This window comes from Dictyobacter halimunensis (assembly GCF_036245075.1).
Map to the genome: position 1 here is coordinate 162,073 of NZ_BSRI01000001.1, position 13,131 is coordinate 175,203.

11 protein-coding genes and 1 pseudogene are annotated in these 13,131 nt (G+C 52.5%); 3 read left to right on the top strand and 9 right to left on the bottom strand.

The features are described from left to right. Window positions 1-262 precede the first annotated feature (262 nt). The gene (locus tag AABA21_RS00760; RefSeq protein WP_338246822.1) at window positions 263-427 is read right to left on the bottom strand and encodes a hypothetical protein; all 165 of its coding nucleotides are present in this window, start codon (window positions 425-427) and stop codon (window positions 263-265) included. 431 nt (window positions 428-858) lie between these two features. Here AABA21_RS00760 and AABA21_RS00765 point away from each other — a divergent pair, with 431 nt between their 5' ends. The 3 genes from AABA21_RS00765 to AABA21_RS00775 all read left to right on the top strand — a co-directional run bounded on the left by AABA21_RS00765 (window position 859) and on the right by AABA21_RS00775 (window position 3,919). Beyond that, complete coding sequence (locus AABA21_RS00765) at window positions 859-1,230, top strand: hypothetical protein (protein ID WP_338246824.1); 372 nt, start codon at window positions 859-861, stop codon at window positions 1,228-1,230. Between the two features lie 67 nt (window positions 1,231-1,297). Further along, window positions 1,298-2,623 (top strand): hypothetical protein, encoded by a 1,326-nt coding sequence (locus AABA21_RS00770; RefSeq protein WP_338246826.1) that lies wholly within the window; start codon window positions 1,298-1,300, stop codon window positions 2,621-2,623. Window positions 2,624-2,656: 33 nt separating this feature from the next. Further along, window positions 2,657-3,919, top strand: a complete 1,263-nt coding sequence (locus AABA21_RS00775) for a hypothetical protein (RefSeq protein WP_338246829.1) — start codon at window positions 2,657-2,659, stop codon at window positions 3,917-3,919. Here the strand turns inward: AABA21_RS00775 and AABA21_RS00780 are convergent. From AABA21_RS00780 to AABA21_RS00810, 8 genes and pseudogenes are all read right to left on the bottom strand, one after another. Then, complete coding sequence (locus tag AABA21_RS00780; protein ID WP_338246831.1) at window positions 3,880-4,173, bottom strand: hypothetical protein; 294 nt, start codon at window positions 4,171-4,173, stop codon at window positions 3,880-3,882. The two genes, AABA21_RS00775 and AABA21_RS00780, sit on opposite strands and share 40 nt — an antisense overlap. A 30-nt stretch (window positions 4,174-4,203) precedes the next feature. Further along, entirely contained in the window at window positions 4,204-4,380 is a 177-nt protein-coding gene (locus AABA21_RS00785; RefSeq protein ID WP_338250979.1) for a hypothetical protein, read from the bottom strand. 1,128 nt (window positions 4,381-5,508) lie between these two features. Beyond that, entirely contained in the window at window positions 5,509-6,213 is a 705-nt protein-coding gene (locus AABA21_RS00790) for a BBE domain-containing protein (RefSeq protein WP_338250980.1), read from the bottom strand. Window positions 6,214-6,354: 141 nt separating this feature from the next. After that, window positions 6,355-6,882, bottom strand: a pseudogene (locus AABA21_RS00795) (FAD-binding oxidoreductase); the annotation flags it as partial. 430 nt (window positions 6,883-7,312) lie between these two features. Beyond that, window positions 7,313-7,600 (bottom strand): hypothetical protein, encoded by a 288-nt coding sequence (locus tag AABA21_RS39185; RefSeq protein ID WP_420917083.1) that lies wholly within the window; start codon window positions 7,598-7,600, stop codon window positions 7,313-7,315. Window positions 7,601-7,860: 260 nt separating this feature from the next. Beyond that, complete coding sequence (locus AABA21_RS00800; RefSeq protein WP_338246833.1) at window positions 7,861-8,370, bottom strand: dihydrofolate reductase family protein; 510 nt, start codon at window positions 8,368-8,370, stop codon at window positions 7,861-7,863. A 114-nt stretch (window positions 8,371-8,484) separates the two neighbouring features. Continuing rightward, on the bottom strand, window positions 8,485-9,363 hold the full coding sequence (locus AABA21_RS00805; protein WP_420917120.1) for a haloalkane dehalogenase: 879 nt from the start codon (window positions 9,361-9,363) through the stop codon (window positions 8,485-8,487). Between the two features lie 213 nt (window positions 9,364-9,576). After that, the gene (locus AABA21_RS00810; protein ID WP_338246837.1) at window positions 9,577-12,729 is read right to left on the bottom strand and encodes a winged helix-turn-helix domain-containing protein; all 3,153 of its coding nucleotides are present in this window, start codon (window positions 12,727-12,729) and stop codon (window positions 9,577-9,579) included. Window positions 12,730-13,131: the final 402 nt, after the last annotated feature.

Genomic DNA, 13,131 nt, shown 5'->3' on the forward strand with positions numbered 1-13,131 from the left:
CACGTGCAACGCGGCAGAAACTGATCGCGCATGGACAGGTGCGCTCCTGGCCTGACCCGACGTTCCCTCGCGCCGTCTCCTCCTCGCCTTCGAGTTCGCCTGACGCAATCGTTATCCGATCTCAACCACATGCTTGCCGGAGTCATCTCTTCGACAAGCTCCCGCCGCGCCGTGCGCCAGCATCTCCCTCCTCTCCCCTGTTCACGCGCACACGCCCTTCACACCCGCTCTCTCTACATCCATCCTACCAGACCAATCCCTCCTACTTTGTGGCTGACACCTCAATATGCAGGCTCGCAGGCCGTCCTCCATTCGTCACCACCAGCGGCGACAACATCACTCTCCCATGCACCTGCGCTTCTTTCACCTCCCGCCTCCACATCTGCAGATCCAGGGGCCCTGATAGCCATGTATGCTCCTGCTTCATCAGCACACCCGCTCCCATCACTGTCACCAGATCTAAACATACACTCAGGCAAACATTAAATTAGCTAAAGCGCTCTTTATAACTATAAGAACTATGCGCGCTAGATTAAGTGTGTAACTGCTTTCTATGCCTATAGCTGAAAGGGTGCATAGCCCTCATTACATTACATTCTTTGTTCATGCATATCCTCCTTTCAACTACTAAAAAACATTATATAGCATATTGCGTATACCAGAGTGGCGGCCACAAGGCAAACGTAAATCTACATATATACGATTATTTACACGATAAAAACTCAAAATTTGTTCCCTTCTTTATACTTTTAATGATGCTACAACGTAGGCAACTACAAAAATTGTGTGCTTTTACGTGTGAGATGCACGCAATTTTTTCGCTCATTCACACATTTTCATGGCAAAGGAGTACGCACTATGGGCTATGGAGCTTTCATGACGGTCAAAAATGAGCTGCCGACCCCGCTGCAATTATTTGTCGAGGATACACAATGTATGTACGACGGTGGGCAGGAGGGGTCAAATCTTTCGCTCTTCAACGATGTTGTCTTACAGTCAAACCAGATACTTCCCGCCAGCGGGCGGCAGTACATTGAGGCGAAAGCAAGTGGTGGATGCTTCCTCGAACCATCGTCCTTTACCCTTAACGCGTCGAATATTGGTAAGGTTACTATCGTCGAGAGCGGTAACAATTACTATGCTAACGATAATACGAATCCCGATGCTCTGAGCATCAATATCAACAATAGTGGCGATCAAGCGGTCATTACAGTTATCGTTCACATGTAATTCGGACTCTATACCATCTGGTATATGAGCCGTGAGAAAAGATGTAACACAAAAGGAGTAGAATAGCATGAAAACGGCGACTCAGGATATCTCCTGTGCACTTGGCACCTCAACTGGCGGTAATTACCTGACTGATACTGTCAAGCAGGGTATCATGACGGCTGCTCAAGGTGGCGAACATACAGCGGCCTATTTCAATAATCAGTTTACGGTTGGCAATTTCATAAACTGGCTGAACTCCGAGGGCGATAGTGCCTGGGTAATGGAAAATGACAAGGATGGTAATCCTGTGATCTGGGCGGCTCAACTGGGTGCCGCTCCCGCCAATAATAAGGCGGGACGTCAGCAGCCAAAAAATTTGAAGGGGCTCAAGCTGGAGCAGGTCCTGGCGACGCCAAATGCAATCAGTATGGTGCTTCGTCCCAATCAGAACAAAAATGTGATCAGTGGCAAGGATCAACCATCTCAGTTTAACTGGGACGGCAAGAACTATAATGTGGTGGGCTCGATTACAGGTACACTTAGCTATGATCAACAACCACTCTGGTATGTTGATGTGCCTGTGGGCGTAATCGAGTTGGTTCCGATGAGTGCATTAGCAAAGATTGCCTGGCCTGCTTTTGTCAAACCACTCCTTCAGGGCTTCTGGCGCGGCGTTAAATCATGCTTCTCAGGTGCACCCAAAGCCGCTGATCTAGCAGATATCGCTGGAGATGCAGAGGAGAGCGGTGAGGCGGCCGCCGTCGATAGCGAAGCTGTTGCCGAGGACGCTACGGTGAGCATGGGGGCCGGGGCCGCCGCTTTCTCATGCATGCTTGTCCTGGCGGCGATTCCTTTTATTATTGAAATTTTGTCTCACCCTTCCTACCATACTTTCAAGGTCTATAACCTCACCGACTACGATATCAACTGGGCGCCCCCGACTATTGATGAGGGGGCCATGAATGCGGCTCCAGTGAAATCTAGGGACTCCAGTGATTTTAACACGGTTATTCCCGCGCAGTCCTGGTTTTCGCCCGATCCTGATATAATCCCTCCTGTGCTCGTTGTACACGAGGCTGACTTCAGTTTTGCCAGTGCCAGCGAATTTCATGGCCTGGAATATGCTATGAAATTCACGCTGACCAATCCTAAAAATAAAGATGCCGTTGTCGCTACGTCTGCGGTCGTCTTTGAGGTGCCGCTCAACACGCCAAACCAGCTTAACGTGACGTTCTCTCCTCCAGCTGACCTGTCTGATCTCTTCGATCAACCCCGCTACCAGAAAACCCAGATGCAGGTGCAGAATAGCGGTGTGACACTTACGATCACCTTTGATTATCTCACTGGCCAGCATCCTACTCCCAGTGGGCAAAACGCCTATACCTATAACTCGCTCGTCGTCTTCTCTTGATACCGCTAGCTCGCAAAGGATGAATACAGAATCATGACAATGACGATTCCGTGTGTACTCGGTTCAGCCAGGCAAGGATTGCCGCTGACCGACCGTACACATGTCATGTTGATGCAGGCCTTGTCCGGGGGCTCTAATACCGCCACGTTCTTTCAGAAGCAATATGCCCTTAAGCGCTTTGTCGCCTGGGTCAACGCTGGTGGCGCTGCTGTCTGGACAGCCAGCACAGATAATCAGGGTAATCCTATCTTCAGTGCGCAGCAGCCAAACAGTCCTCTGCGTATGCAGCTCTCGACACTGCCCGCGCAGCAAGTCTTGCACGGCCAGCAACCGCCACACCAGTTTACCTTTCAAGGAAAAAGCTATAATGTTGTGGGATCGCTCACTGGCACACTCTCCTACTCAACAGATCCATTATGGTACGTGGAGGTTCCTTTAGGGGTTGCGGAGATTGTTCCTATCAGTCAGCTCGCCAGTATTGCCTGGGCGGGCCTGGTCAGGCCTCTTTTGCAAGGCTTCTTAAATGGTATACGCTCCTGCTTTACTGCGCTGACCGAGGCGGGAGAAGTGACTGCTGAGGTCACCGCTGATGCTGCTGCTGCTGCTGCTGAAGATGCGGCAGTAGACGCGGTAGTGGTCGAAGATGTGGCGGTCAGTATGACGGCAGGCGTGGCCGCTTTCGCCGGTATCGCTCTTCTGGCTGCTATTCCGATTATTATCGAGCTGCTTGCGCACTCTTCCTATCATAGCATCAAGCTGTACAACCTCACCGATTATGACATCACCTGGTCCCTACCTTATTTCGATGAGGGTGTTCTTAGTGCTGCGCCTGTCACTGCTCAGGAGGCGAGCAGCTACAATTTCGTTATCCCGGCCCGCTCGCTCTATTCTCCCGATCCGACTATTCCTCCTGTGCCGGTTGTACATGAGGCTGACTTTAGTTTTGTCAGTACCAGCGACTTCAAGGGCATTGGATACGCCATGCCGTTCGCCTTTACTCCTCCTGATCAACCTAAAAATGTGTTGGCCACAACCGCTCTACTCTTCGATGTTCCCTGGGCGGGCGACAATTCTCTCTACGTTACCTTTACTCCGCAGCAGGATCTGGCGCGCTTCTATAGCGAGTTCGAGGGCAAAAATACCCTGACACAGATGCGGTCACTACATAGTGTTCAGGGACAACCAATTACCGCCACTCTTACCTATGATTACCTCAACTCTGAACATCCCGGACCCGACGGACAGAGTGGCTACATCTACAACTCCCTCGTTGTTTTCGCGCCTCTCGCGACATAATAGTGCTTTGTCAACCTTTGCGGATAAAGATGCTTGAGCTTGATACGGGCATCGTCCGTCGTAAAATGCCAATCAATGCGCGTCTGCTGATGATCATAGTCCTCTTGCCACTCAGCGACGCGCCGTTGTACCTCCTGGAACGTCGCAATGCGCCCACACAAGGATTGCCGAGCGAGTGCCGACAGTTCAATCTCCGTCATATTGAGCCAGATGCCATAGATCGGCGTATAATGGATCTCTAACCGTTGGGCCAATCTCCACGCCTCCTCAGGAGCAAACACCTCCTAGAAGGAACTGGGAGAATAGGTATTGAGATTATCCATGACCAGGATCACTTTCTCCGCCGTTGGATAGTACCGCTCGATCACCTCATGCAGAAACAGGGCCCAATCCTCTTTGGTCCCGCGTTTCCTCACCGCTATGACCCTCCGACCCGCTAAGGGTTCCACCGCCAAGAAGATTGAGGCATTCCCTGCTGATCATACAGGTAATCCTCACACATGGGTTGCTTGGGCTTCATCGGCAACAGTTCAAAGGCTTGGGATTGTAAGACCTTGGCTCCTTCATCCATGCCGATGACAGGATACCGGGCATCGTACTACAGTTGCACTTCACTTTACATGCCAAAGAGACAGCAGGATCGGTCAAGCTTTGCCAAGATAAGCAGCGAATGTCCCGGCTCATAAAACAAAAGAGCGTTAGTCGAGTGGCTCATCACAATTGAACGAATGCTGGTTGAGAAACACCTCATACAGTATGATTCCCAGATGCATGATCTCACACAGCGCCGTTCAATAACAAGCCACCCAGAGAAACCAACAAAAGCTTTTCCAGGCGGCTTATCGAGGACACTAGCGGCCATCCTTACTTCTGGCAGGCCGATTGAAACTGCACATACGGAACCGCGTCGATCACCCATTGCGAAGAATTACCAAACTCCGCAATCTCCTGCCACCTCCCACATCCTGCTCCACATACAACACCTATCCCAGTTGCTCACCCAGCGCCACCAACCGTAGCTTCACATACTCACCCATCTCTACGTACACTTCCTTCCTCCTTCCGCTCTAGCACGCCTCCCCAAGTACCCCAACACGCCGCGCCATGATAACTTTCGGCACCGCCAGCCGCTGGTCCTGGCGCCATCATCCTTGACCAACCATCCGTCCCTTAGAAATCTCCTACCAGCACCTACCCTTCCGCGCCAGGATCACGGCTAGCGTTCGCACGCGTCTGTTCCACTGCGCCCACGTCTGCATCGCTCGCTGCACGTGCTCCCCCCATATGCTTCTTCCCAGTACATCCACACCCACACTGGCACGTTACATTGGATCGCCAGTGACCATTCACACCTATACACAGCAACCGGAAAATCTTAGAGAACATCAGGATGGCTCGTATTTATCTCAAACTTTGAGTCACCGCCTTGTTCAGCATAGAAAACTTTTCCTTATCTTCTGGCTCCTTCCAGCTTCTTCAACAACTAACGAGCCACCACTCCTCGTCTAACACATAGGCACACGTTGGATCGGGAACGAAAAAAGTGATCATTTCATTTTCGCATTCACAGCGATTTCCAGGGTCATTGATCACGTTGGTGTGATGTGACCAATCGTCGAATGGAAAACATCGTCAGGATCATACGTCCGCTTGAGTTGAAGCAAACGCTCATAGTTGGATCCGAAAGCAAAAGGAACACGCTCCTGCTCCCTCTCATCCAACAGATTAATATATCCTCCCTTCAAGGCATATGGAGCAAGGGTACGTGAAGCTGACTGCGCCCACTGCAAGTGTCTCTGATCCTCTCCTGCCAATGGTGGTTCCCATGCAGCAATGATTTCGGCCAGCAGATGATCTTGGCGCAGCGCAAAGGCGGTCTCGGAAGGTGCCACACGGCTTGCAGCGCCATGAAAGTGATGAAGCGAAATGGCAGAAAAAGGAGAAGAGAATTGCTGCGCAAGCTCCAAAAGCGCATCCACCGTCTCTACACCAAGACTATCCAGCGATTGTGTTTGGATGAAGTAGTGACGGCCTTTGGGCATTGGAGCATCCAACATATGAATGAGATCGTCATACATGACCAGCTGGATTTGATCGACGAGAGGCGTGGCAAAGAGACACAAGGGTTTGAGTGCTTGCTCTCCTTCTTCAAGCGAACCACAGTACACAGGATGAAGAAATAGTACGGTCATGCCTTCGGGCGTCTGGAGGAAGCCAGCCTGAATGGTAAGTTCGTCGGGGGCGGTTTTGATGAACTCGCCATAAAAACGTAACATCTCTTTGGCCTGATCCATAGGATACAGCAGCAAACCCGCCAACACCGTGGTGAGAGGATAGAGGCGATACTCCAATGACACCACTACTCCAAAATTGCCACCACCACCGCGCAGCCCCCAAAAGAGATCTGGATACTCAGTTGTACTTGCCGTCACCAGTTGCCCGTCCGCTGTGACCACTTGCGCTGATAGCAGGTTATCAGTAGCCAGACCATATTTCCCCAGGAGAGGACCATAGCCACCACCCAACGTGAGTCCAGCCATCCCGACGCTTGAGACGACCCCTGTGCTCGTCGCAAACCCGTATTACCGGAAGGCGCCAATGAGATCGCCTGCCGTTGCACCAGCCTGGATTCGAGCGGTCCGCGTCTCTGGATGGACGATGACGGCACTCATCAGAGAACAATCGATCACAACTCCATCTTGACAGAGCGCTCGTCCCGCAAAATCATGCCCACCACCACGAACAGAGAACGCACGTCCATGCATACGAGCCCAGCGAACAGTGGAAACGACATCTTGCGCATCCGCACAACGAACGAGCACTGCCGGATGGGTGTCGACTCTCCCATTCCAGAGTTGACGCGCTTGATCATAGATGGGGTCCTCTGGGAGAACAAGAGAGCCTGTGAGGAGAATCTTCAGGTCCTCAAAAAAGGAAGGGGTCCCTCTAGGAGTGGATGCCATGCTTTTTTCCTTTCATCTCTTTTTGTTTTCCGCCAGATCCTGCTGTGGAAAACGGTGAAGAGGACGACACTCTCGCCATAGAATGGACTCCGAAAATGTCCCCTTTTCGGAGATGGATTCTGTAGTCTACAGACCTGGGGTATCAGGCAAAACGGGCAGCAATACCATGCACCTTGCTCTATTTTATTGCTCCACACAACCACACCACTTCCATGCCCATGCAATCTTACACATGAACAAGCATACAGGAACAACCGTAACCCACGTCCGGCTTAGGCCTTGATCCCCTCTCAGTTCAGCACTGCTTCGTCTCTTTCCCAGGCGCATCTGGAGCTAGAGCATTACATATTTGCCTCTATTACGTTCGCTGCAAAGATTTCTTCCCCTCTGGCACTGGCTCGTCCCAAAAGGGAAGTATTTTTCTGATAACTCAAGGATGTGTCCAACTATAAGAACTGGTATCGTACTGTAATCCATTCTGCTGATACGTAAAGGAGTACGTAGCAACACTACCTGAACTGAAGCCCCCGGCAGTGTAGAGCCAGCGCGACGAGCCGCTATCGTAGGCGCTGAATAGTGAGCTTTCTTTGCATCCTGTGCTCCTGCTTCCTTGCAATGAACGGACGAAATAGATGCTACAACAGCATTGTTTATACAGTAATTGCTCATAGAAACTATATGACAGTAAACCTATAACTCGGAAACCGGTTTCTGTCAAGTTCTAGATCGTTAAATGCAACAGGAGAAAGAATTCTAGAAGGATGGCTAACCGCAACCATGTGCAATGGAGGATGTTTACAAGCAAGCTAGTAAAAAGCAGAAGAGGAGGGATGAGAAGCGCTCAAAAAAAGAGCGACTCAATGGCAAGGTCCTGCAGACGCCATAACATCAGTGACATCCATCGTAATATCGAGCCGCTCCTGTTGAAACCGTGATAAGAGAGTGCTTTTCTTATCACGGTCTCAACAGTTATAAGACTTATGCAATGTTGACGGCGTAGTGCAACTGAACGACACCACCACCAAGGCTCTTACACTCCAGTAGCTGCACATCCTTATATTGATAGTGTTCCTGATTCAGGAGCAGGTTGAGCCCTTTTCCTTCCAACACCGGCGCGACATTGAATATTATCTCGTCAACGAGCCCCTGGGCGAAAAATGCATTGTGCAGGTCGGCGCCACCAGAAAGAAGCGCGGCTGCGTAGCCTTTTTCCCGCAGATAGTCGAGAGCCTCCCGAGGAGAGTGCGCAACTTTGACGCCCGGAATTTCTTTGCCGCTGGCAGAAAGTACGACGATATCCAGGTTCCCAAAATCACCACCGCCGCTGGCCTGTGCGGCCTCGAACGTGCGGCGTCCAATAATGAAATTGCCGGCAGCTGTAGCCTGCGCTACAAAGTCGTTCTGCGCTTCGGCTTTAGGTGGATGCTCAGGGCTGGATTGAGCATAGTTGCCATTGGCGGTTAAAGTGGCCCAAAGAATTATCTTCATGTTCTTTCTCTATCCTTATACTTGAATGATGAGTCTTTTCTTGCATAATTAATAATGAGCACTACCCTGTACATACAACTGTGAGCAAAATGCCCACAGTTCTGGTCGTAACAATTATTGGAGCTGCTCAAGCCAGCTGGCGATCGCCTGCCCGATCTCGTCGGGGGAGTCTTCTTGAGGCGTGTGATGTCCGCGCACACTCACCTCGCTCTGCGCGGGCCAGCTATGGTTGGCGGCCAGGTGACCTGGACCCTGTGTGCCGGGAACGGACTGAATCAGAAGCTTGGGGATGGGACTATGGGAAAGCCACTGGCTGGAGGCGGTCACGATCTCGGTGACATCAGCCGGCTCGCCTTCAATCGGTAACTGGCGGGCCCAGGAGAGCATGGGACGCCGCGCTTCTCCCACCTCAGCAAATGGACGGCGATATTCGTTCATCTCTTCCTCCGTCAACGTGCGCAGGATCGTTTTGGGCAGATTAAACTCGATAAAGGAATTCTGCTCTAACACCATCTGTTCACCTTGCGGAGAGCGCATGGCTTGGAAACGTGTACGAGCAACCTCGGACGTCTCATTCCACGAAACGGTCTCAATCACCGCTTCCATATAGGCGATGCCGCGCACGGCGTCTGGATGGCGACGCGCCCAATCAAAAGCCAGAGCCCCTCCCCAGTCGTGTCCAACCAGCACGACGCGCTGGCGCACATCTAGCGTCTCAAGCAGCGCATCGAGATAGCGGCGCTGCTCAACAAATGTATAGGAAGCAGGGCTGCTCACCGGCAGTTTCTGTGAGTCGCCCATGCCGATCAGATCGGGGGCGATAATGCGTCCTCGATCCTGCACATACGGAAGAATGTTGCGCCAGACATAGGAATAGGTGGGATTGCCATGCAGAAAGACTATCGGATCGCCCTGGCCCTCCTCGACATAGGCCATCTCTAGCCCCAGGATAGATTTGCGTTGTTTTTGATAGGGGAATGCTGCGCTGATCATCATTTGCTCTCTTTTCTATTCTGATACACTTGCTTGTGCCCGGAAGGGAGTCACCGCACAATCCTCATTGCGGGGCGCTCCGGCTCCAGCCACGGTAATCGTTCGTTCATGGCAATAGCATAGCTTTCAGAAGGATGATTTTGCGTCATCCATAGTAGTGATCAGGTGCATGATTTGTGGGCGATTCGATACGGCTCTATAGGGGATGAAGAGCTAGGGGATCAGGCGCAGTTCACGCGCCACGTCGCTGGCAGCGCCGCGAGTGTGGACGCCGAGCTTACTATAAATACTCTGCACGTGGGTACGCACCGTATTGACCGAGACCACCAGTTCGCGGGCAATGTCTGCGTTTGAACGATGTTGCACCAGCAGTCGCAAGACGCGCATCTCCTGGGGAGAGAGGGGTTCTATCAGGAAAGAGGCTCGCTCACTACTATGCGACTGAGCAGGGAAGGCATGCAGCAGGGTACGTATATATGCCTGCAGAGCTTGCTCGTGAAGTTGGGGCAGCAGGGTGCGCAACAGGATCACCATCTGCTCATCGGCATCGAGGAACAGGCGCGTGACATTGCCGTCAAATGCTTGAGCAAGGACCTTGCGCAACAGACGCTGGGCCTCCGCCTTGCGTTTCAGCGCGGCGGCAAGTAACACCATCTCCACCTGCACCTCAAGCAGGCCGCGTACATGTCCCGACTGCCGGCAAACATCCAGGAGAGCATCAAGCCGGGATGATGCCTCTTCGAGCTTTCCCTGACTACGTAACCAGCGACACAGCAAGAGTTCTTCCTCTTTTTCCTGGGCAAAGTCAGGTTGAGGTATGCGAGCAATCGCCCAGCGCTGTATGGTCATCTGATCACCAGCCGGGAACGCTAACCGCGCCAGCGCAGTCTGGATCTCCTGCCTGAGATGGGGCAGAGAGACAGGCACTCGCTCAAGCAGGGCCGTTAGCTGTTGTTGGGCAACAACGAGCTGATCCTGCCGCGCCTGCTGCACACGGGCCAGGACCAACATGGCGCGCACTTCGTAGTACAGCAGGGAATGAGCCTGCCCAATACTTACGGCCTCCTGCGCGTAACGATAGGCATCATCCAGATCATTGGATGCATAGCAGATGGTAGCCAGGCCCAGCAGAGCACTGGCACACACATATGCAGGACCTTCCTTGCGCGCCTCTCCAAGCGTCTGACGATACAGTGAGGCGGCATACTGGAACTTCCCCTGCTCAAAGGAGACCTGAGCAAGCTTGAGTTGAGCGATGCGCCGGAAATAGCGATTTCCCGCCGCCTCACAGAGCTTCTGCGACTCCAACAAAGCCTGCTGAGCCTGCTGAAATTTGCCCTGCCTGATCCATTCCTCAGCCACAATGCACAGGCTGAGACCGCGCCAGATGGATTGTGTCTGAGCCAATCCATCCAACGCCTGCCGCGCATAACTGATGCTGGCCTGCGTATCGCCCTGTCTCAAGGCCAGCAAGGAGCGAAAGGCCAGCACTTCACCAACTTTCAATACATTGGTGTCGCTACGGAAACCATGCTCTGCTATGTGCAAGAGCTTCTGCAACAAGGGCATGGAAGAGGCGTCGGGCTGCCATGAAGCGCTTTGAAACAGCAGCGTGGTAGCATAACTCAGACAGAGAACCGGCTTCTGCCCCAGGATGGAGGCTGGAATCTGCTCAAGCCAGCGCCGCAGGGTATAGGGCTCATGTATTTCGCCCGGAAAAGTATGTTCCTCAACCGAGCGAGCAACCAGATTCGCAGCCCGCTCATAGACCCCACCCGCCAAAGCAGCCTCAATAGCCTCATGCAGAAAACCATGCATCTCGTACCAGTCAGAGGCACGCGCAGAGAGCTGACGCAGGTGATCCGATCCCAGGCGCTGGCGTGCTTCAGCACGCATGGCCTCGGCGAACAACGCGTGATAGCGATACCACTGCTGCGTGGACAGCAAAGGGAAGGGAGCAACGGCATCATCGAGGGCTTCTTCGAGGAACAGATTGCCGTTCTCCAGCCGTTTGAGCATGTCCTGGCCGTTAGATCTCCCAGTCACAGCATCACACAGCGGGCCCGTTAGACGCGTAAGGAGGCTGGTCTGGAGCACAAATCGTTGCACCTCCTCCAGTTGCGAGTCGAGTACCTCAGCCACAAAGTATTCCTGTAACGATGCATTGCGGGCAAGGAGCGCCACAGCCTGCTCTCCCTGCGCCTGAGTTGTGGTCCTCTGCAGAGCCAGTTTCATCAAGTGCAGTCCAGCTGCCCACCCCTGTACCTGGGACTGAAACTGCTGAATGGTCAGGGGGGCCAGGTCGAAGGGATAGAACCGGTGAAGAAAGCTGGTCGTCTCATCCAACGAAAAACGCAGATCGGAGGCGCGCACCTCACACAGCAACACGCCGCGAGTACGCAAGCGGGCCAGAGAAAAAGGAGGATCACTACGCGTGACCATAATCAGATGGAAAGTAGCAGGCAGATGATCAATGAAGAAAGACAGCGTTTCATGGATCGTTAGATCGCTCACCGCATGATAATCCTCTAAAACCAGCATGCCCCCTACCAGACTTCGCGCCAGCGCATTAAGCAAAGAGGTCAGTACTCTCTCAAAGGAGGAAGGAAGAAAAGGGGGCTGCGGGATCATAGCCAGCAATGCGTTTTGCGCCTCTTGCAGATCGACCTGAAAAACCTGGCAGGCCGCTATCAGATAGCGCCAGAAGCGCAAAGGGTCATTATCAGACCCCTCCAGTGAGATCCAGCCAACAGGAGGGAAAGCAGCATCGATGCGGCGCGCCGCCAACCACTGGCAGACCAGCGTCGTTTTGCCACATCCCGCTGGCGCCGTAACGAGTGTGAAGGCCCCCTCGCGTCCGGCATCAAGCAACGCGAACAGGCGCGAACGGTCCAGCAAAGAGCTCTGTAAGCGCGGAGCAGAGAGCTTGGGAAAGAGAAGTGGAGCTGTCTCACTAGAGGAGACAGCACAACCGTCCTCCACTTGTGCAGCAGCTAAGGTCATATCCCCGGCAGTCTGCTCGGCTTCTGATAACTCCAGGGCATGCTGATCCACGTTGGGCAAACCTTCCAACCGATGAGCGATCTCTTCTAAGCGTGCCAGCGTAAGATCAGCCGATCTGCCAATATACCGTTTGATGATACGCCCATGCAGGCGCCGATATGCGTACCAGTAGCTTCCTCCACGCTGCGCCCGCTGCCTGCGCACCGTATAATGCATGCCCCATCGACTATGAAAAGCAAAGGAAGCAATCTGCTCCAGCCAATCGCTGCAGAGAGACTGCTCTGTAGCCTGCTCATCAATGAAAATGAGATAGCGCTGTGCTGGCTCAGACCAGCGAAGCTGAGCATGAGCGTACCTGGGCATACATAGCTACTTTCTACGCGCAAACGATGGTACACAATAGAACTTGATAGGTGTTGCCCAACGAGTATAGCACAGCTTAATTTGTTAGGCAACAAAAAGATCATCCAAATCTCAAGCATTTTATCCGGCTTATACATCCCGCGTACAAACGGTATGCAGAGAAACATGTAAACGTACAATCGCCGTCGATGTCTCCCGATAGGGGCTACGTCTTCATCCTGGAGAAAATCCTGTTAAAGAAAGATGAGAGGAATATTGAACAAGGAATATATTTAAGAAGGGAATAAGAGCTAACAATAGATTCTAACCATTCAAACAGGAACAGGTTCATCCACCCATCTGATAGGATTATGCCTTGGCTGAAAGATTGGAAGTATTGGAAAACCTTTTCTTTTCTGTCAC